Annotated in this window: 20 protein-coding genes and 1 riboswitch; of the genes, 17 read left to right on the top strand and 3 right to left on the bottom strand. The window is 45.7% G+C overall.

All coding sequences use genetic code 11. The features are described 5' to 3' along the window. Positions 1-36 precede the first annotated feature (36 nt). From BUC05_RS15675 to BUC05_RS15615, 13 genes are all read left to right on the top strand, one after another. Positions 37-3,243, top strand: coding sequence for an efflux RND transporter permease subunit (locus BUC05_RS15675; RefSeq protein WP_063608521.1), 3,207 nt, complete (start codon positions 37-39; stop codon positions 3,241-3,243). Positions 3,244-3,369: 126 nt separating this feature from the next. Next, the gene (locus BUC05_RS15670) at positions 3,370-3,573 is read left to right on the top strand and encodes an alpha/beta-type small acid-soluble spore protein (protein ID WP_035203155.1); all 204 of its coding nucleotides are present in this window, start codon (positions 3,370-3,372) and stop codon (positions 3,571-3,573) included. A 137-nt stretch (positions 3,574-3,710) separates the two neighbouring features. Beyond that, positions 3,711-3,914, top strand: a complete 204-nt coding sequence (locus tag BUC05_RS15665) for an alpha/beta-type small acid-soluble spore protein (RefSeq protein WP_011248242.1) — start codon at positions 3,711-3,713, stop codon at positions 3,912-3,914. A 125-nt stretch (positions 3,915-4,039) separates the two neighbouring features. Then, a complete protein-coding gene (locus BUC05_RS15660) occupies positions 4,040-4,717 on the top strand; it encodes a DUF421 domain-containing protein (RefSeq protein ID WP_063608520.1) in 678 nt (225 codons plus the stop codon). 274 nt (positions 4,718-4,991) lie between these two features. Beyond that, a complete protein-coding gene (locus BUC05_RS15655; RefSeq protein ID WP_063608519.1) occupies positions 4,992-5,591 on the top strand; it encodes an SCO family protein in 600 nt (199 codons plus the stop codon). Between the two features lie 168 nt (positions 5,592-5,759). Then, positions 5,760-6,659, top strand: coding sequence for a LysR family transcriptional regulator (locus BUC05_RS15650; RefSeq protein ID WP_063608518.1), 900 nt, complete (start codon positions 5,760-5,762; stop codon positions 6,657-6,659). A 99-nt stretch (positions 6,660-6,758) separates the two neighbouring features. Then, entirely contained in the window at positions 6,759-7,304 is a 546-nt protein-coding gene (ssuE, locus tag BUC05_RS15645) for an NADPH-dependent FMN reductase (protein ID WP_035203148.1), read from the top strand. A 25-nt stretch (positions 7,305-7,329) separates the two neighbouring features. Beyond that, complete coding sequence (locus BUC05_RS15640) at positions 7,330-8,634, top strand: LLM class flavin-dependent oxidoreductase (protein ID WP_035203146.1); 1,305 nt, start codon at positions 7,330-7,332, stop codon at positions 8,632-8,634. Between the two features lie 14 nt (positions 8,635-8,648). Then, on the top strand, positions 8,649-8,999 hold the full coding sequence (locus BUC05_RS15635) for a hypothetical protein (protein WP_035203145.1): 351 nt from the start codon (positions 8,649-8,651) through the stop codon (positions 8,997-8,999). Positions 9,000-9,024: 25 nt separating this feature from the next. Continuing rightward, positions 9,025-9,795, top strand: coding sequence for an ABC transporter ATP-binding protein (locus BUC05_RS15630; RefSeq protein ID WP_035203143.1), 771 nt, complete (start codon positions 9,025-9,027; stop codon positions 9,793-9,795). A 13-nt stretch (positions 9,796-9,808) separates the two neighbouring features. Next, positions 9,809-10,915, top strand: a complete 1,107-nt coding sequence (locus BUC05_RS15625; protein WP_035203140.1) for an LLM class flavin-dependent oxidoreductase — start codon at positions 9,809-9,811, stop codon at positions 10,913-10,915. Between the two features lie 23 nt (positions 10,916-10,938). Further along, a complete protein-coding gene (locus BUC05_RS15620) occupies positions 10,939-11,889 on the top strand; it encodes an aliphatic sulfonate ABC transporter substrate-binding protein (RefSeq protein ID WP_073305388.1) in 951 nt (316 codons plus the stop codon). Then, positions 11,886-12,656: an ABC transporter permease subunit gene (locus tag BUC05_RS15615; protein ID WP_011248232.1), complete on the top strand. Its 771-nt coding sequence runs from the start codon at positions 11,886-11,888 to the stop codon at positions 12,654-12,656. Before BUC05_RS15620 ends, BUC05_RS15615 begins: the two co-directional genes overlap by 4 nt. Before the next feature lie 117 nt (positions 12,657-12,773). Here the strand turns inward: BUC05_RS15615 and gdhA are convergent, their stop codons facing one another. Further along, a complete protein-coding gene (gene gdhA, locus BUC05_RS15610) occupies positions 12,774-14,156 on the bottom strand; it encodes an NADP-specific glutamate dehydrogenase (RefSeq protein WP_051881171.1) in 1,383 nt (460 codons plus the stop codon). A gap of 199 nt (positions 14,157-14,355) precedes the next feature. On the opposite strand from gdhA, the gene BUC05_RS15605 reads away from it, so the two are divergent. The 4 genes from BUC05_RS15605 (at position 14,356) to folD (ending at position 17,715) form a co-directional block, all read left to right on the top strand. Next, positions 14,356-15,261, top strand: coding sequence for a glutamate biosynthesis transcriptional regulator GltC (locus BUC05_RS15605; protein WP_011248230.1), 906 nt, complete (start codon positions 14,356-14,358; stop codon positions 15,259-15,261). A gap of 136 nt (positions 15,262-15,397) precedes the next feature. Further along, positions 15,398-15,703, top strand: a complete 306-nt coding sequence (locus BUC05_RS15600) for an ArsR/SmtB family transcription factor (protein ID WP_035203133.1) — start codon at positions 15,398-15,400, stop codon at positions 15,701-15,703. Between the two features lie 11 nt (positions 15,704-15,714). Then, a complete protein-coding gene (locus BUC05_RS15595) occupies positions 15,715-16,638 on the top strand; it encodes a cation diffusion facilitator family transporter (protein WP_011248228.1) in 924 nt (307 codons plus the stop codon). Positions 16,639-16,747: 109 nt separating this feature from the next. Further along, a riboswitch (ZMP/ZTP riboswitch) is annotated at positions 16,748-16,825 on the top strand. A gap of 50 nt (positions 16,826-16,875) precedes the next feature. Further along, positions 16,876-17,715 (top strand): bifunctional methylenetetrahydrofolate dehydrogenase/methenyltetrahydrofolate cyclohydrolase FolD, encoded by an 840-nt coding sequence (gene folD, locus BUC05_RS15590; RefSeq protein ID WP_011248227.1) that lies wholly within the window; start codon positions 16,876-16,878, stop codon positions 17,713-17,715. Between the two features lie 137 nt (positions 17,716-17,852). On the opposite strand, the gene BUC05_RS15585 is transcribed toward folD, so the two are convergent. Next, entirely contained in the window at positions 17,853-18,473 is a 621-nt protein-coding gene (locus BUC05_RS15585; RefSeq protein WP_051881170.1) for a superoxide dismutase family protein, read from the bottom strand. A gap of 86 nt (positions 18,474-18,559) precedes the next feature. Next, positions 18,560-19,525, bottom strand: coding sequence for a helix-turn-helix transcriptional regulator (locus tag BUC05_RS15580; RefSeq protein ID WP_035203130.1), 966 nt, complete (start codon positions 19,523-19,525; stop codon positions 18,560-18,562). Positions 19,526-19,573: the final 48 nt, after the last annotated feature.

Genomic DNA, 19,573 nt, shown 5'->3' with positions numbered 1-19,573 from the left:
GGGAGTGCAATTAGAGAGAAGGGGAGAATACGCTAAATGAAATCGATTATTCAGTTTTCGATGAGTAATAAGTTTGCCGTCTGGCTGTTGACAGTTATGCTCATTGTCTTCGGTTTGTATGCAGGGATGACAATGAACAGGGAAGTGATCCCAGACATTGATGCACCAGTTGTTACGGTATCAGGCGCTTATCCTGGCGCTACGCCAGAAGAAGTTGCCAATGAGGTATCCATCCCGATTGAACAAGCGGTAGAAAATTTGGACGGCGTATCGGCCGTGAACTCGTCTTCTTTTGAAAACTTCGCTTCGATTCAAATTGAGTATGAATTTAGCAAGGAAATGGATGAGGCTGAAGCAGAGGCAAAAGAGGCGATTGAGCAACTTGAATTTGCAGATGGGGTTGAAGAACCAACTGTATCCCGTATCAACTTTGGTGCTTTTCCTATTTTAACGTTGAGCGTTTCTGAAGAAGGCGCATCGTTGACGGAGCTAACTGAGCGTGTTGAGCAGGACATCATTCCTGAGCTAGAGGGTTTACCTGGAATTGAATCTGTAACCGCTGCAGGCCAAGAAACAAAAGAAGTGCAGGTTACTTTTGATGAAGAGGCACTTGCCGAACATGGCCTAGATGAAGAAACCGTTACACAATTGTTGGAAGCATCATCGATGCGATTCCCGTTGGGGCTTTATACATTTTCAGGTGAAGAACAGTCCGTTGTCATCGACGGCAAGGTGACTACACTTGATGACTTGCGGAATTTGCAGCTTCCGTCCATCCCTGCTGGTGGTGGGGCGCCAGAAATGGGGCAATTGCCTGAAGGCGGCATGCCTGAAAGTGAAATGCCACAAATGCCAGAGGGCGAAATGCCTGACGGAAGCGGGCCGATTGAAGGGCAACAAGGCATGGAAGGCGGAGAACTGACTGGAGAAATGCCTGAGCTTGCGCTTGAAACGATTGCGCTTGAAGATGTAGCTGACATTGAAGTTGTCAATGAGTCGAATTCGATTTCAAGAACGAACGGCCAAACGGCCATTGGGATCGAAATTGTTAAAGCTGGAGATGCCAACACAGTCGCAGTAGCGGACGAAGTAAAAGAAGCGATTGCTTCTTTTGAAGAAGACGGATTGTCACTATCCATTACAACAGACCAAGCGGAACCGATTGAAGAATCCGTTGCAACGATGGTAAACAAAGCGTTGTTTGGCGCGCTGTTTGCAGTCGCTATCATTCTGTTGTTTTTGCGGAATATCCGTACGACAGTCATTTCGGTTATTTCCATTCCAGTTTCGCTATTTATTGCTTTAATTGTGCTTCAGCAGTTGGACATTACTTTGAATATCATGACTCTTGGTGCGATGACCGTTGCCATTGGTCGGGTTATTGATGACTCCATTGTTGTTGTTGAAAATATTTTTAGGCGTATGGGATCAAAAGAAGAAAAACTGTCTGGCCGTGCATTAATCCAAGATGCAACGAAAGAAGTGTTTAAGCCAATTCTGTCCTCCACGATTGTCACAGCGGTTGTGTTCCTGCCGCTCGGGCTTGTCGAAGGAATGGTTGGAGAGTTGTTCCTTCCGTTTGGCTTAACGGTTATTTTCGCTTTATTTGCCTCTTTGCTTGTTGCTATTACAGTTGTGCCGATGATGGCAAATTCGCTCTTTAAAAATGGCGCACCTGAAAAACATAAAAAGCAAGAAGAAAAGCCAGGCAAGTTGGCATCTGGCTACCGGCGTCTACTGGAAGCGGCTCTTAACCATAAAATCATCACTTCGCTTATCGCTGTTGCCCTGTTAGTAGGCAGCTTGTTCCTTACACCTTTTGTCGGTGTAAGCTTTCTGCCAGAGGAAGAAGAGAAGCTTGTTTTTGCCACTTATTCGCCTAATGCAGGGACAACGTTTGAAGATGCAGAAAACGACGTCAATGCAGCCGAGGAAGTGCTCCTTGACAGAGAGGGAATTGACGTATTCCAACTTTCCCTTGGGGCGCAAAGCTCATCGATGGCCATGATGCAGGCAGGAGATAATTCAGCGATTTTCTACATTCAATATGAAGATGATTTTGAAGGCTTTACACAAGAAAAAGAAGCCGTTGTCGAGGCGTTAGAAGAAGTAACGGAAAACGGCACATGGACTGGGCAAGACATTGCGACTGGAGGCGTAGGGTCAAGTGAATTTTCGGTAACGGTGTTTGGTGATTCGGAAGAAGACATTGAGCCGGCAGTTGAAGACATCAAAGCGCTTCTGGAGGAGCATGATGACTTGGCCGATCCTGAAACGTCTATTGCTGACCGTTACCAAGAGTACACGCTGAAAGTCGATCAAGAACGATTGAGTGAACTAGGCTTGACAACAGCACAGCTTGGCATGGCTCTGTACCAGGTCGATGACCATAACGCCGTAACGACAGTGGAAGCAGATGGGGAAGAGCTTGATGTGGTCATTGCGACAAATGAGGAAGAGTATGGCTCCCTTGAAGAACTAACAGATGTTGAAGTGGAAACGCAACTTGGTACACAAGTAGCGATTGCCGATCTGGTCTCAGTTGAAGAAGGTACATCTTCATCAACGATTACAAGAAGGGATGGGCAGATTTATGCGGAAGCATCGGCAAAAATTTTGTCTGATGATGTAGCTGGCGTCTCCACAACTGTTTTAAATGAAATTGAGAAATTAGAGCTTCCTGAAGGGGTTGACGTCCAAGTTGGAGGCGTAACCGCTGATATCGAAGAATCATTTACACAGTTAGGAATTGCCATGCTTGTAGCGATTGCGATCGTTTACTTTGTGTTAGTCGTAACTTTTGGCGGTGGACTTGCACCATTTGCGATTTTATTCTCACTGCCATTTATCGTGATTGGCGCCCTTGTTGGCTTGTTTGTGACAGGGGAAACCATTAGCATTTCAGTGTTGATTGGAATATTGATGTTAATTGGCATTGTCGTCACCAATGCAATCGTTCTGATTGACCGTGTAATCCATAAGGAAAAAGAAGGCCTTTCCACGAGAGACGCACTTTTGGAAGCCGGAACCGTTCGGCTGCGTCCAATTTTGATGACTGCCCTCGTTACGATTGGCGCGTTGATTCCACTTGCAATCGGTGCTGAAGGAGGCGGGCTCATTTCGAAAGGGCTAGGCATTACCGTCATTGGCGGTTTGACAAGCTCAACTTTGCTCACTTTGGTCATCGTTCCGATTGTTTACGAATTGTTAATGAAAATGCGCCGGAAACTTTTGCGCAAGTAGCACGATCGCCCTCTGGCTTATAAGCCAGAGGGTTTTTTCATCATGGTGCTTTTCCATATCATTCCTCGGATAGGCGTTTTTGCTGTTTGGCATTCTATAAGTACAAACCCAAGGAGGTGAAACGATATGGCAGACAACAGAAGCTCAAACAACTTGCTTGTTCCTGGTGTGGAACAAGCGCTTGACCAAATGAAGTATGAAATCGCGAGCGAGTTTGGCGTAAACCTTGGTGCTGATACCACTTCTCGTGCAAACGGTTCAGTAGGTGGAGAAATCACAAAACGCCTTGTGCAAATGGCTGAACAACAAATCGGTGGCAAGCAATTTTAATTCAATACACATGGCGTAGGCGGCTTACTAGCCGCCTTTTTATATAAGCATGACAAATGGATAAATAAGGATAAAAATACTCATACATAGTTCTTTAGCAAATGGTCATTCTAGTGTTATAGGGAGGTGAAACAACAATGGCAAACAACAGAAGTTCAAACAACTTGGTTGTACCTGGTGCTGAGCAAGCCCTTGAACAAATGAAAAACGAAATCGCAAGCGAATTTGGTGTAAACCTTGGCGCTGACACGACTTCCCGTGCAAACGGTTCTGTAGGCGGTGAAATCACAAAACGCCTCGTTCAAATGGCAGAGCAGCAAATGGGCGGACAACAACGTTAAACCCTATATGATGGCTTGAAAGGCGGCTTCATGCCGCCTTTCCTTTTTTCTTGGAGAAAAAAAGAAGGATAACGGTTTCCTGTTTGACACACACTGTTAAAAGAACCGATCTATGGAGGGATAGTGTGGGAGAACTACTTCAAACAAGTGTAGAACTGGCAATTGGCCTAGTTGCATTACTAATTTTAACAAGAGTGATGGGAAAAACATCGTTTGCGCAAATTACCCCATTTGATTTTATTTCAGCCCTCATTTTGGGGGAACTTGTAGGGAATGCCATCTATGATGAGAAAGTCAAAATTGGCGCGATTCTGTTCTCCATTTTTATATGGGGGCTTCTGCTTTATATTATAGAATGGCTCACACAGCAGTTTCGGAAGTCGCGAAAACTTCTTGAAGGCAGCCCATCCATTATTATTCAAAATGGCCATTTAAATCGCGCCGAGATGAAAAAGAATAAACTTGATATGAACCAACTTCAGCATTTGTTGCGTAAACAACAAGCTTTTTCCGTCAGAGAGGTCGAACACGCTATTTTAGAGACCGATGGAACCATTAGTGTTTTAAAGAAATCACAGTACGACCTACCAACTTACGAAGACTTAAACGTTCCTCAAAAACCGGTTTATTTGCCGGTAACGTTTATTAATGATGGCGCCGTTGACTGGGAAAACCTTCATAAAGCTGGCTTTAACGAAAACTGGCTCAAAAAACAGCTTGACCAGCAGCAGATCGACAAATTCGAGGACGTTTTTTATATGGAATGGAAGCAAGACGAGGGCGTTTATATTGAAAAAATGTAAGAATGAGAACATCGGTGTTCCATTCGCTTTAAAAACACATAACTACAAGCAAACGCCAATTGCCCTTATAAACACCGGCCACGCCACAAGTACAAAGCCCTTTTAGCGGACGTCTGTTTAGTTGTTGTCCACACTTAGGTAAGTACGGCAACTTGGCTTTTCATTTGACAGAAATGTGAAGATGGTTCAGGTCCCTTGCGTAACCAGCAAGACTGTACTATGATGAAAGCGATTTACATCATGTGCAGGATGAAAGGTTATCCGAGGTGAACTTATGACCAATAAACTATACTTGTCTGTATTGTCTTTTGCAGCACTTTTACTTTTGTCATCCTGTGGATGGATCTACCAGATTGGCGGAGCGCAAAGCGAATTTGACGCCACCGAAGCAGATTTGGAAGTTGCCGATTTTGCTTATACTAATCAAAATGGGGAGGAAGTATCGCTAAGCGATTTTGAAGGGGACTATTGGTTGGCTGACATGATTTTCACGTCTTGTCCGACCGTTTGTCCAATTATGACCCCTAATATGCGAGAGTTGCAAGATATGGCAATTGCCGAAAACTTGGATTTGTCGTTTGTTTCATTTTCAATTGACCCAGAGAACGATACGGTTGAGCATTTAAAAGGGTATACGGAAAACATTGGTGTAAACGATGCGTACTGGGATTTCCTAACAGGTTATGATTTAGAGGAGATTCAAGCATTTGCTTTGGATTCGTTTAAAGCACCTGTTGAAAAAACAGAAGACGATTTTCTGCATAGCACCCGGTTTTTTCTAATCGATGGGGAAGGGAAAGTTGTTCGGATCTATGATGGGTTGGCTTCTGACTTAAGTGACATTAAAGCAGACATCCAACGGACAGTGAAGTAACGGGATAAGAGGAAGGAAAGGCGATCGGGAAGTCGATTTCGCCTTTTTTTATGTTGGCTGGGTTTTCCGTTTTTTAACCACGACGCTTATTTATAGTATAGTAAATTGATAATATATACTTGAATAGTGTGTTTTGTGAAGCTACTATATGATGTAAGGAGGGTGGTTATGGATTTAAGAAGCATTAAGACCTTTCAAACGATTATCAAGCATGGCAGCTTTCAAAAAGCTGCAGAAGAGCTGTCCTACGCACAATCGACGATTACGATGCAAATGAAAAAGCTGGAAAGTGAGCTAGGAGTGGTTCTTATTGAACGTGGAAAGCCGTTTCAATTAACAGAGGCTGGACGTCTCCTCGCTTTACAAGGTGATTTGCTCCTTCAAGAATTTGAACGATTACAAGAACGGATGGATGCATTAGTAAAAGGAGAAGCTGGGCATATCCGGGTTGGTGCAATGGAACCAGCAGCTAGCTATCGCTTGCCTTACGCCCTCGCACCGTTTTACAAAAAGTTTCCGAGGGTAAATGTCAGCGTCCAAATAGAAAGCAGCAGAAAGCTAATCGAGATGGTTGAGGCCGATGAGCTTGACTTGGCCATTTGTACAGCCGCGAATGTGCCGACGACAGTTGGCTTTTTGCCGCTATTTCCTGAAGAGGTCGCCATATTAATGCCAGATGCCCATCCCCTTGCTAATGAGAAGGACATTTCATTGCCCCAGTTGGAAAACGAGCCAATGTTAATTACAACAGCTGCGTGTCCATTCAGGAGAAACATTGAAAAGCAAATGCGGGATCGTGGACTGCGGCCAACTTATCGAATGGAGATAAGCAATATGTTGGCGCTAAAGCATTATGTTCAAGCCGGATATGGGATAGCAGCGGTTCCTATCCGTTGTGTGATGCCTCCTCCAAAAGGAACAGTCTTGAAGGCGATCCGCCTGTTTGAGGAAGATTTGTTAGTCGGTCTTGCGGAAAATAAAACAAAACCGTTTGGCAGAGTAGCGACATCGCTTAAAAGCATTCTTCAAAAAAACCTCCGATATGAAAAGGAACCAATTCAAAAATAATGAATAGAAACTTCATTTTTTTCAATTATACAAAAGCGTTATCTTTCGTTATAGTATTATTAATCCGATAGGTTCACTTTAATTTAAAGGGGGGATTGTGTGGGTAAGACTGTATTTATATATGGAGGAAACAGCAAACAGTCCAGGTTGATCGGTTTATGGCAAAAGGCTTCTTCTGTTTTCGCTGAGTACGGCGAAAAAGTGGAAACAATCTTTGTTCATGAGTTGCCTGGAAATGACTTATTGGCGGCAAACCCTAAAAGCGAAGCGGTACAACAGGCGAAGCAGAAGGTGGAACAAGCGAGCACCATTGTTGTGTTTACTCCGATTTATAAAGCGTCATTTAGTGGGATTTTAAAAACGTTCCTTGATTTGTTGCCTCAAAAAGCATGTTCCGAAAAAATCGTTTTGCCGATAGCTATTGGCGGTACTTTTGGCCATCTTCTTGCAATTGACTACGCACTTAAGCCTGTTTTAGCGGCCTTAGGCGCGACCACCATTCTTAGCGGTGTTTTTGTGCTCGATCAAGACGTAAAACAAGAAGAATCAGGCACATATGTGTTAATGGAACAAGCGAATGAACGACTCGAACAACAAGTGCGTCTCGCTCAAAAAACGGCGCAGTCGGCCTTTATAACCAACTAAATTTATGAGAAAAGAAGGAAACGTTATGAGCAATAAGATGAAGCTTGGAGTGTTTTTAATGGGGGCTGGCCACCACATTGGTGCTTGGCGCCACCCTAAAGCAGCAGCTGATGCCTACGAAAGCATCGACTTTTATAAACAAGTGGCTCTGTTAGCTGAAAAAGGGAAGCTTGATATGTTGTTCATTAGTGATGCCCTGTCTTTGACAGAAAAAAGCCATCCGTCTGAGTTGGTGCGATTCGAACCGCTTACGCTCGTGTCTGCCCTGGCAATGACGACAGCTAAAATTGGATTGGCCGCTACCGCAAGCACGACTTATAATGAACCGTTTCATATCGCCCGCAAGTTTGCATCAATCGACCATTTAAGTAATGGCCGTTCTGCTTGGAACATTGTTACCTCTTATTACGAAGAGGAAGCGCACAACTTCGGCGATTTGCCTCACCCGCCACATGCCGAGCGTTACGAACGAGCAGCTGAATTCGTCGAAGTGGCCAAAAAACTGTGGCGTAGCTGGGAAAGAGGGGCAGTCATCCGAAATCAACAAACAGGGGTTTACTTTGACGCAAACAAAGTCCATGCCGTCAATCATAAAGGCAAATATTTTTCAGTCAAAGGCCCCTTAAATGCATCGGCGCTGCCGCAAGGGGAGCCTGTTCTCATTCAAGCCGGTTCCTCTACTTATGGCACTAAGTTTGCAGCTCAATACGCAGAGGTTGTCTTTACAGCGCAACAGCATTTAAAAGGGGCGAAGCGATTCTACCGTAACGTAAAAGAGCAAGTCGCCGCCGCCGGGCGGCCGCCTGAAGAGGTTCTCGTGATGCCAGGCATTTCGCCGATAACAGCCAACTCAAAAGAAGAAGCGGAGGCGATTTACGAAGAGTTGCAGTCGCTGTTGGATGAGGAAACGAGTTTGGCTTTTTTATCAGACTACTTAGGTAAAGTATCTTTTTCGAGAAACCAGCTTCACCAACCGTTATCGATTGCTGACTTGCCACCTACAAATGGCAACCAAAGCAGGCGTGACCTAATTGTCGAGCTTGCTAGCCGCGAGCAATTGACTGTTTTGCAATTGGCACGGCGTGTTGCTGGGGCGAGAGGGCACCATATTGTTTGCGGTTCCCCTACACAAATTGCAGATGTCATGGAAACATGGTTTCGGGAAAAAGCAGCAGACGGCTTTAATTTGATGTTTCCTTATTACCCAGGCTTAATGGAAACATTTATCGAACAGGTTATTCCCATTTTGCAACAACGAGGGCTGTTCCGCCTTGATTATGAAGGGGAAACATTACGGTCTCATCTCGGTTTACATGAACATCAAGTTTAAAAGGAGGAGGAGCTATGAAAATCGCTTTTGTTTTAAATGAATCAGAAGACATTGTCCCGATTACAGAAGGGCTCGTTCTGCGTGTTTATGATAGCTTGTCGAAGAGCTACAACGATTACTCTAATCCAGCTTTAGAACGAAAAGAGGGGAAACGGTCCGCTGCACTCCAATTTGCTATTAAACAGGGCGCCCATGCGTTGGCAGCTCCGCCTGAAACATTATGCGAACAGTCATACAAGTTTGCGCGTAAAGAGCAGCTATCGTTTATTTCTTTGCCTGGTCCGGTCCCATTCAACCAAATCATCAGCCAACCACTTGCCTTGACGGACCAGCTGCCCAAAAAAGAAATTATCCCAAGTGTTTAACAGAGGAAAGGGGTTTATAACGGATATGGCAACCGAATTGCAACACGGTGCGGCAATTGAGATCGATCAGCTCTACAAGCAATTTGGCAAAAAAAACGTTCTTCAAGGCATAGATGCAACCATACATGGAGGCGAATTTGTTGCTGTAGTAGGGAAAAGTGGCTGCGGCAAGAGCACATTGTTGCGGCACGTGGCGGGGCTTGAAACGGCGACTTCAGGAGAAGTGAGGCAGAATGGAGAACGGATCGACGGCATCAATCAGCAAGCATGTCTCATGTTCCAAGACTCGCGCCTTTTGCCGTGGCAAAATGTGCTAACCAATGTTGGCGTTGGGCTCCGCCTCGAAGGAGAGTGGCAACGGCAAGCAGCGGCGCTTCTCAAAGATGTCGGCTTGGATGGTCGGGGCAATGACTGGCCGGCTGTACTATCTGGTGGGCAAAAACAACGCGTTGCCCTAGCCCGTGCTCTTGCAGGCGGACCGAAACTGCTGTTGCTCGACGAACCTCTTGGAGCCTTAGACGCACTGACCCGAATGGAGATGCAGCAGTTGGTTGAAAGACTGTGGCTTATACATCGATTTACAGCGTTGCTCGTCACCCACGATGTCAGCGAAGCAGTCATGCTTGCTGATCGGATCATCGTGATTGAGGAGGGGAGAATTGTGATGACGAAAGACGTTTCATTGCCACGTCCCCGTGTACCAACGGCGCCAGGTTTTGCTGACATTCAGGAAACGATCTTAAATGAATTATTAGGCATTCAGGCGGAGAAACCGCTTTTGCAGCAAACGAATTAAAGGGGATGAGGAATTGGTTGAGTTTATTACAATGGCACCCACTTCAGGAGATGGCACTAGCATTTCCACTGGGAATGCTGGCTGGACAACGGCAAAAGGGACAACGCAGCGTGAGCCTTCTTTTTCCTATATAAAGGCAATTGCCGAAGCAGCTGAAGCTGGCGGCTTTACGTCGCTATTGCTTCCAACAGGCGCTGGCTGTTTAGATTCAGTAGCGGTAGCTGCTAATTTGATTAACTGCACCCAATCATTGAAATTTTTATTTGCCGTTCGACCTGGCGTCATGTCGCCAACGACGTTTGCTAAGCAATTTGCCACAATCGACAATTGGTCGGAAGGCAGGGCGCAAGTGAATATTGTCACAGGCGGTTCGCCAAAAGAACTGGCTGGCTATGGCGATTTTTTGCCTCATGATGACCGTTATCGTCGTACAGAAGAATATATCCATGTGTTGAAGCGTCTATTTTCAGAAAAAGAAGTTAGTCACGCAGGAGAATTTTATGAGTTAAAAAACGCTACGTTGTTTCCAGCATTAAAGCAAACAGGCAGTCCAAAAATTTTCTTTGGCGGGGCCTCGGAAACGGGAAAACAAGTAGCGGCAAATGTCGCTGATGTATATATGATGTGGGGCGAGCCGCTTGAAATAGCACGGGAGCGAATTAACGATATGAAAGCGCGTTACGCAAGAGCGGGCAGACAAGCAAGCTACAGCATTTCTTTTCAAGTTGTGCTCGGAAAAACGGAAGCAGAAGCATGGGCAAACGCGAATGCGCTCGTTCAACATTTAGCACCAGAAGCCCTTGAACAAAAACAGCAGGACAGGGCAAAAGGCGATTCTGTCGGTGTTAATCGCCTTCATGATTTGATGGAAGCGAGCCGTAAAGACAACTTTGTCATTGGCCCTAATTTGTGGGCAGGATTGACACAAGTACTGTCCGGCAATTCTATTGCCCTTGTCGGCACGGCAGATCAAATTGCTGACCGTGTTGTTGAATTTGTCAGTCTTGGCTTCGACAAAGTCCTTTTGCGCGGTTTTCCCCATTTGGAAGTGATAACGGAAATTGGCGCAGACGTGATCCCGCGTGTAAATGAGCGCCTATCCCACGCCGTACCACATTAAAGGGGGTGACATTGTTGAGAAAGATGGCAGTTTTTGGACTTTCGTTTGGGGTGGCGGTAGTGTTGGCGGCATGCAATGACCCTGGCGCGGCAGCGGAGAAAGGCGAAACGGTGACAATTGGCTACCAGAAAGGAGCGTTAACGCTGTCTCTTAAAGAAGATGAGGCGTTCGCGAGGACAATGGCTGATTTGGGTTATTCCCTTGAATGGGCAGAATTTAATACAGGCAGCTCTACACTTGAAGCATTAGGGAGTGGGAGCACAGACCTTGCCAATGCCGGGGATACGCCTTCCATTTATGCCATTGCCAACAGGCAGCCGATCGATTACATTGCCGCTACGGATAATGCCCCTTACAGTGAAGGCATTTTAGTCCGCCCCGATTCAGGCATCGATCGCGTGGAAGATTTAGATGGGAAGCGGATCGCCTTTAACCGAGCATCAATCTCCCAATATTTGTTGTATAAAGCATTAGACTCGGTTGGGCTGACTTTTGCAGATATAGAGCCTGTGTATCTAGGGCCAGCCGATGCAAATTTGGCTTTTGAACAAGGGAATGTAGATGCATGGGTCACATGGGATCCGTATTTAGCTGTCTCTGAAGAAAAAGGCAATCATATCATTGCGACGGCGGACGGCCTTGCTTCCTATCGATCCTTTTACTTTGCCAACAGTGATTTTGCCGATCAACATCCAGAAGCGGTACTGGCGTATGTCGAGGCTTTGCAACGGGTAGGGACTACGATTGAAAGCGACGCAAGCGAGGCGGCAGCGATTATGGAGAAAGCGACTGGATTGCCGCAAGATACGTGGATTGGCATTTTAAACCGTCTCGATCATGTTCCTGACTTTATTGATGAGGAGGCAGTATTTGACCTCCAAGAACAGGCGGATGATTTAATGGCCATCGGTTTGCTAGAAGATGAAGTGTCCATTGTTGATTATGTCTGGGATCGAGAGGAGGAAAGTGAATGAACAGTTGGCGACAATGGTACCAAGATGGAGTAGCGCCATGGATTGTGCCCCTCTTGTTACTCCTTTCTTGGCAGTTTATGAGCGTTTACGGTTTGTTCTCCCATTTACTTGCAAGCCCTTTGGAGGTCGTCCAAGCAGCGTGGCGGATGATTGCGAATGGGGAACTGGTTAGCCACATGGCAACCAGTTTTTATCGAGCGTTGGCAGGCTTTATCATAGGAGGCGGGCTTGGCCTTTTGCTTGGCATTGCCAATGGCTTATCCCCATTTTCAAGAAAGTATTTAGATAGTACCATCCAAATGTTGCGGAATGTGCCAAACCTTGCACTAATTCCACTTGTCGTCATTTACATGGGGGTAGGCGAAAGTGCCAAAATCTTTCTTGTGGCCGTCGGTGTGTTGTTCCCTGTATACATTAACACGTTCCATGGCATTCGCTCGATTGACCAAAATATGCTAGAAATGAGCAAAATGTATGGATTATCAAAATGGAAGTTATTCACTAAAGTGATTTTTCCTGGAGCACTGCCATCCATTTTAGTTGGCATTCGTTACGCTTTAGGCGTGATGTGGGTAACACTAATTGTTGCCGAAACGATTGCCGCCACTTCAGGAATCGGTTATATGTCGATGAACGCAAGAGAGTTTATGCAAGTGGATGTCATCATTTTAGCCATTCTCCTTTATGCGCTTTTAGGGAAGCTGGCAGATACGTTGGCAACGTTTGCCGAAAAGCGGCTGCTGCGCTGGAACCCAGCTTACCGTTGACCCATTTGACTAAAAATGGGTCTATCACACAAAGAGAAAAACGTCCAAAGTTTAAAACCAACAAGCAGCTCGTTTTTAATCAAAACAAGCTGCTTGTTTCGTTGGGCGTTTATGTGTTTATATTACTCCTTGTGCGATCATCGCATCGGCTACTTTAACAAAGCCAGCAATATTAGCGCCCACTACTAGGTTGCCAGGAGCATCGTTCTCTTTTGCCGCTTCTATACAATCTCTGTAAATGGTCTTCATAATGTCTTGGAGCTTCGCGTCGACTTCTTCGAACGTCCAAGAAAGCCGGGCGCTGTTTTGCGCCATTTCTAAAGCAGAGACAGAAACGCCGCCTGCGTTCGCCGCTTTTGCTGGAGCAAACAGAACACCATGTTCGTGAAACACGTTTACCGCTTCTAGCGTTGAAGGCATATTGGCTCCTTCGCCAATTGCTTTTACGCCGTTGGAGACTAAAACGGTCGCCGCGTTTTCGTCAATTTCATTTTGCGTGGCACAAGGAAGAGCAATATCACAAGGCACAGACCAAATGTCTGAGCAACCTTGGAAAAAGTGAGCTTGTGGGTGTTCGTTTACGTATTCGCTAATCCGTTTTTTCTCGCTTTCCTTCAAACGTTTGACCGTTTCCAAGTTAATGCCGCGTTTGTCGTAAATATAGCCTTCTGAGTCGCTACAGGCGACCACTTTCGCGCCAAGATGCATGGCTTTTTCCATCGCATAGATCGATACATTCCCTGACCCTGACACGACAACGGTGCTCCCTGCGAAACTATGGCCTTTTTCTTTAAGCATCTCTTCGACGAAATAAACCGTTCCATAACCTGTCGCTTCTTTTCTGGCAAGACTTCCGCCGTAAGCGATGTCTTTTCCGGTCAGGACGCCTGCTTCAAAACGACCGCGCATTTTTTTATATTGACCAAACATATAACCAATTTCCTTGGCACCTACACCAATGTCTCCTGCCGGAACATCGGTATCTGGTCCAATGTATTTGCTCAGTTCAGACATGAAACTTTGCGTAAAGCGCATGATTTCGCCATCGCTTTTTCCTTTTGGATCGAAGTCTGAACCGCCTTTTCCGCCACCGATCGGTTGGCCTGTCAGTGCATTTTTGAAGATTTGTTCAAACCCGAGGAATTTAATGATGCTTGTATTGACGGAAGGGTGAAACCGCAACCCGCCTTTATACGGGCCTAAAGCACTGTTGAACTGTACTCGGAAACCACGATTTACTTGGACATTTCCTTGGTCATCGACCCACGGAACGCGAAAAGAGATCATTCTTTCTGGCTCCACGATTCGTTCAAGTATAGCTTGTCTAATATACTGTGGGCGCTTAGCAAGGACAGGCAATAACGAGTCCAACACTTCCTTGACTGCTTGATGAAACTCGTTTTCATATGGGTTCCGCTGTTTTACTGTTTCGTAGACGTGTTGAACATATTCGTGCACGTCACTCGTATACGTTCCTTTCTCTTTTTCCAATACGTTCATTGATATGGCCTCCCCATTCAGTCTGAATCCAATCTATGGAAATGAAATCGTTTTCAAGGTCTTGGCATAGAAGACTGCCCTTTTGAAACAGGATTCGCTATCTGCTATCAAGTATTTTATAATTAAGTGAATCATCTAATCAATATTAATAACTGATGGATTTAATGCCTTTTTTAGATGAATGAAAGGGAGAGCTGCGATGGAAATCAGACAGTTGCTATATTTTATGGAAGTAGCGAAACGGGAGCATGTCACCGAAGCTGCAGCGGCCTTGCATGTCGCACAGTCTGCCGTCAGTAGACAGATCTTTAATTTAGAAAGCGAATTAGGCGTCGATTTGTTTATTCGAGAAGGCCGGAGGGTGAAATTGACACCAATCGGTAAAATTTTTTTAGAGCGAATTAAACATGCTATGAATGTGATTGATGATGCTAAACGGGAAGTTCAGGAGTATCTCGATCCGAAAAAGGGAACAATTCGCGTTGCTTTCCCTATCAGTTTGGCTGCTTATACATTGCCGACAGCGATCTATGCGTTTCGAAAGCAGTACCCGGAAGCGAAATTCCAGCTCAAACAGGGGCTTTATCGTGAATTAATAGACGGGGTTATTAAAGGGGATTACAATATGGCGCTGATTGGCCCAGTGCCGATGGAAGAAAAGAAAATCACCCCTCGAATTTTGTTTGCAGAAAGGATTGTCGCTCTTTTACCAATACACCATCCATTAGCGAAAAGCGCCGAAATCAATTTGCTTGATTTAAAAAATGATCCGTTTGTTTTGTTGCCTGAAGGGTTTGTTTTTCGGGACCTTGTCATTAATGCCTGTTCCGAAATAGGCTTCGTCCCGCAAATTGCTTTTGAAGGAGACGACATTGATGCGTTAAAAGGCTTAGTGTCGGCTGGTCTTGGCGTCACATTAATGCCGGAAGTCACACTCGTTGACAATACGCCGCGCTCAACTGTAAAAATCCCGTTAAGTGAACCGAATGTCACGCGAACCGTTGGAGTCATTACACCGACGGAGCGAGGGCTGTTGCCAACCGAAGAGTTGTTTTATGAATTTTTGCAGGAGTTTTTTACGAAGCTGAATCATTTTAAAGATTGAATGCTTGTTTTTTTGCCCCCAAAGTCCACGTTTATGGGAATATAGGTGTCCACAGTTGGATAGTAAAAAAAATAGGTTGAAAAAAAGACAATTAAATTATAATATGAACATATAATCATATATAGGGGGTATGGAGATGGAAAGCAACTATGTTGATTTAGATGAAGAAACGTTGTTTATAGTCTCGCAAACATTCAAAGCGCTTGGCGACCCAACACGGATACGAATCTTGCATTTGCTTGCTGAAAAAGAATGTGCTGTTGGCGAGATTGTAGAAGCGTTGGCGCTTGGCCAATCAAATGTGTCCCATCAGCTTCGTTTTCTTAAAAATTTGCGGTTGGTAAAGTCGCGGCGAGTAGGAACGGCCATGTATTATTCGCCAGAAGACGAGCATGTAATGGAAATACTAGAAAAGACGATCCAACATGCCAAACATGATTAGGAGGGGTTAGGATGGGACATTCCCATGATCACGGCCATTCTCATGGAGTTGGCCATAGCCACATTCACACGAACAATAAAAAAGTGCTACTGATTGCTTTTGTGCTTATTACCCTGTTTATGATTGTTGAAGTTATTGGCGGCATCCTCACAAATAGCTTGGCGCTTTTGGCTGATGCTGGCCATATGTTAAGCGATGCGGTTGCCTTAGGGCTTGCACTAGCCGCATTCAAATACGGGGAACGAGCAGCGAGCAACTCGAAAACATATGGCTACAAGCGCTTTGAAATTTTGGCAGCATTTATAAATGGCTTAACATTGATTGGCATTTCCGGTTATATCATCTACGAAGCAATAACACGTTTTGCCGAGCCACCAGAAGTGGCAAGTGTTGGTATGCTTGTTGTTGCTGTTTGCGGTTTGCTTATCAACATGATTGTCGCTTGGATTCTTATGCGCGGTTCTGATGTGAAAGGAAATCTGAATATGCGTGGCGCATTTCTCCACGTACTTGGTGATTTGCTCGGTTCTGTGGGCGCAATTGCCGCCGGCCTCCTGATGCTTTTTTTCGGCTGGTCAATAGCAGACCCAATTGCCAGCCTGCTTGTAGCGGCATTGATTTTAGTCAGTGGCTTCAGAGTGACCAGGGATTCGGTCCATGTGCTTATGGAAGGCAAACCGGCATCTGTGGATGTTGACGAGGTGAAAAACGAATTGCAATCGCTGCCTGGCGTTTTAAGCATCCACGATTTGCATACATGGTCGATTACGTCTGATTTTCCAGCATTGACGGCACATGTAGTCGTTGGACACGGTATTGACCGCGACGACTTGTTGAAAACAGCAAAGCGTCTTCTCCATGACCGTTTCGGGATCCACCATACAACGCTTCAACTGGAAGGCGAAGAAAAGCAATGCAACCACTCGTGTAATTAATGGGAAGAAGGGGAGAATTTACGGACGAAATCTGCCAAAATGTAAAATTTGTTCGGATATTTATCTAAGCGCCCGTCATTTGTGTTACAATAGGAACGAATTATACCATGAATCTGTATGTGACTGGCGCGAAGTGGATAACCACAAGGGAGCATACGGATCAAAGCCGTGCGCCTGGGCAAAGGAAGAATAGGAAGTCTTCCTTATATGTTCCGAATAAAGAAAGGATGGTTTTAGGTGGCAGAGCCTATGATTTTGGATGGAAATGACGTTTCTAAACGAATAAAAGACAAACTAGCATTGCAAGTCGCAGCCTTAGAACAAAAAGGGGTACGCCCGTGCCTTGCGACCATTCTTGTTGGCGATGATCCCGCTTCTGCAACGTATGTACGGATGAAAGGCAATGCCTGCAAACGCCTCGGCATTGAATCGAAAAAAATCGAGCTTCCTAAAGAGACAACGACGAAGGAATTGCTTGCCGTCATCCGCGAGTTAAACAACGACAGCAGCGTCCACGGGATTTTACTGCAACATCCAGTCCCAAGCCAAATTGATGAACGTGCTGCATTTGATGAAATTGCGATCGAAAAAGATGTTGACGGCGTCACAACGCTAGGCTTTGCCCAAAATGCGTTTGGTTTTGCCCATTATCCCTCTTGCACACCGGCTGCGATTCTCGCTATTCTTGACCATTACCAGTTGCCAATCGAAGGCAAACATGCTGTTGTCGTTGGCCGCAGCCCGATTCTTGGAAAACCGGTTTCGCAAATGTTGTTGAACCGCAATGCAACGGTGACCATTTGCCATTCGCGCACGGAAAACGTAAGTGATTTTGTCGAGAAGGCTGACATCGTGGTTGCAGCTGTCGGCAAGCCCAACTTTATTCAAGGAGAATGGATAAAATCAGGGGCTGTTGTCCTCGATGCCGGTTACAATAAAGGCAATATTGGCGACTGTGAGTATGACGGATGCGCCCAACGAGCTTCAGCGATCACGCCTGTACCTGGCGGTGTAGGCCCTGTAACGATTTCAATGTTGCTGAAACATACGGTTGAGGCGGCTGAGCGATCTGTCTAACTTCATATAAACGGCAAACAGGCTCGAACTTGTATGCCAGCTGATGTATCGGTCATTTACACGAAAAGAACGCCCATTGCGGGAAACGCAACGGGCGTTTAGACGATAGATAAAGTTCGAATGATGCCGCAATTGCCCTACGGTGCCTCACTGACAACGATGCCACATGCAATCCGATCACCAGCATCGCCGGTAGCTTCCGTATCTGCATCAGGGCCGCCTTCCTCTTCACCTTCGGCTACATAGCGTTCAGGAATGTGGCCAAAGTTGTCAGGGTCGGCATGGACGATGACAGCCCGTTCATCTGCCAAATTAGTTGGAGTAAAGCGGTCGGTCGTAAACGATAAAAAGGCACTGCCATCTTCGCTTACATAGAGAGGTGGCATGTCGCCACTATGACCGCTATGCGCCCCGTCTTCATCATGGAAATGCCCACCTGCTGATTGAAAAGGCCCTTCGTTGTTACCCGCGTCACAGGCTGCTTCTTCATGGACGTGAAAGCCGTGGTATCCTGGAGGAAGCCCATCAACAGTCACATCGACCCTTGTTTTGTTTTCACCTTGTTCAAAAAAAGAAACATCGCCCACACGGCTTCCTTGCTCGTCGTTTAATTCAGCAAAGGCGTCGGCTTGTTCTTGCTCGCCATTGTCAGGAGCCATGCCATTGTCCCCTTCTTCTGGCAAGTCAATCTGGTCATTTCCGCACGCCACCAGCATTCCTGCTGCTGCGCATACCCCTACTGCTTTACGGAGCTGCATGTTTTCGTCCCCCTCCTTGGATGTTCATGTGCTACAGAACTATATCACAAATTCCTCTTTTTAAAACGTCGAAAACAAAAATGAGATCAGCCAATATCAGCATGGGCTTTTAAGGCTTGTTCGGCAATCATCCAAACGTGTTCTTTTAACTCGGTCGGGGAAATCATTTTCACCTTGTTTCCGAAGCCAACGATATAGGCTGCTGCCTCCTCTTTTGTATCGAAAGACAGCCTAGCAGTTAGCCAGCCGTCTTCGCCTGATTCATAGAGGTCGAGCACACGGACATAACGGCCTGAGTTGTGCAACATATCTTTTTGTTCATAGGCAACGAGAAGGTTAACTTCATAGGAAGGCAGTGTTCGAATAAACGCGTTTTTTGAGTCATGCCAGTAGCGGGCCAAATCGAAGTTTTCTGGCCGTTCAAACCGCTTTGGCAAAAGCTGCGCCGAACGAATCCGGGACGCCCTAAATGTTTTCAGTTCTTGTTGTTCAGCTGCGATCAAGTACCAAGTGCTGCCTTTGGCGACGAGCCCTAAAGGCTCCACTTCACGTTCTGATGCAGTAGACCCGTATTTTTCATAAGAGATAGACAGGGCGCGCTGTTCCCACAGCCCTTGGTTAAGCAAACTGAATGCCTCGACGGTTTCTTTTTTGCCACGCCAAGTGCTAGCGTCAATGTAGATGCGGTTTTGTGCGTCGGCAAAGTCAACAGACGTGGCAGAGGATAAAGAAGCCAGCAATTTTTCGCGCGCTTCTTGCCAGTTTTTTGTGTAGCCTAAGTCGCCAAGCAAGTCGATTGGTGGGGAAAGAAACAGCGTTTTTACTTCCTCTTTTGTTAGACCAGTTAACTGTGTTCTGTAACCATCTAGAAGCTTCCAGCCTCCCGTTTTTCCACGCTCCGCATAAACAGGAATGCCTGCACTGCTTAATGCATCCATATCGCGGTGGACCGTCCGCTCTGAAACGCCAAGTTCCTCGGCTAATGCTTTTGTCGAAATGATTTTTCGGTTTTGCAACAACAATACGATTGATAAGAGTCTTTCAGCTCTCATTTCAACCACGCCTTTTTCTTTTTTATATATGACATTAGGTGTCAACTT

Source organism: Shouchella rhizosphaerae (assembly GCF_900142675.1).
Taxonomy (GTDB): Bacteria; Bacillota; Bacilli; order Bacillales; family Bacillaceae_D; genus Shouchella; species Shouchella rhizosphaerae.
Note: the sequence above shows the minus strand (reverse complement) of the source record. Positions and strands in the feature narration are given on the sequence as shown.

Coding starts and splice junctions, on each gene's coding strand:
- BUC05_RS15675 (WP_063608521.1), top strand. CDS start 37: ATGAAATCGATTATTCAGTTTTCGATGAGTAATAAGTTTGCCGTCTGG.
- BUC05_RS15670 (WP_035203155.1), top strand. CDS start 3,370: ATGGCAGACAACAGAAGCTCAAACAACTTGCTTGTTCCTGGTGTGGAA.
- BUC05_RS15665 (WP_011248242.1), top strand. CDS start 3,711: ATGGCAAACAACAGAAGTTCAAACAACTTGGTTGTACCTGGTGCTGAG.
- BUC05_RS15655 (WP_063608519.1), top strand. CDS start 4,992: ATGACCAATAAACTATACTTGTCTGTATTGTCTTTTGCAGCACTTTTA.
- BUC05_RS15650 (WP_063608518.1), top strand. CDS start 5,760: ATGGATTTAAGAAGCATTAAGACCTTTCAAACGATTATCAAGCATGGC.
- BUC05_RS15640 (WP_035203146.1), top strand. CDS start 7,330: ATGAGCAATAAGATGAAGCTTGGAGTGTTTTTAATGGGGGCTGGCCAC.
- BUC05_RS15635 (WP_035203145.1), top strand. CDS start 8,649: ATGAAAATCGCTTTTGTTTTAAATGAATCAGAAGACATTGTCCCGATT.
- BUC05_RS15630 (WP_035203143.1), top strand. CDS start 9,025: ATGGCAACCGAATTGCAACACGGTGCGGCAATTGAGATCGATCAGCTC.
- BUC05_RS15620 (WP_073305388.1), top strand. CDS start 10,939: ATGGCAGTTTTTGGACTTTCGTTTGGGGTGGCGGTAGTGTTGGCGGCA.
- BUC05_RS15615 (WP_011248232.1), top strand. CDS start 11,886: ATGAACAGTTGGCGACAATGGTACCAAGATGGAGTAGCGCCATGGATT.
- gdhA (WP_051881171.1), bottom strand. CDS start 14,156: ATGAACGTATTGGAAAAAGAGAAAGGAACGTATACGAGTGACGTGCAC.
- BUC05_RS15605 (WP_011248230.1), top strand. CDS start 14,356: ATGGAAATCAGACAGTTGCTATATTTTATGGAAGTAGCGAAACGGGAG.
- BUC05_RS15600 (WP_035203133.1), top strand. CDS start 15,398: ATGGAAAGCAACTATGTTGATTTAGATGAAGAAACGTTGTTTATAGTC.
- BUC05_RS15595 (WP_011248228.1), top strand. CDS start 15,715: ATGGGACATTCCCATGATCACGGCCATTCTCATGGAGTTGGCCATAGC.
- BUC05_RS15585 (WP_051881170.1), bottom strand. CDS start 18,473: ATGCAGCTCCGTAAAGCAGTAGGGGTATGCGCAGCAGCAGGAATGCTG.
- BUC05_RS15580 (WP_035203130.1), bottom strand. CDS start 19,525: ATGAGAGCTGAAAGACTCTTATCAATCGTATTGTTGTTGCAAAACCGA.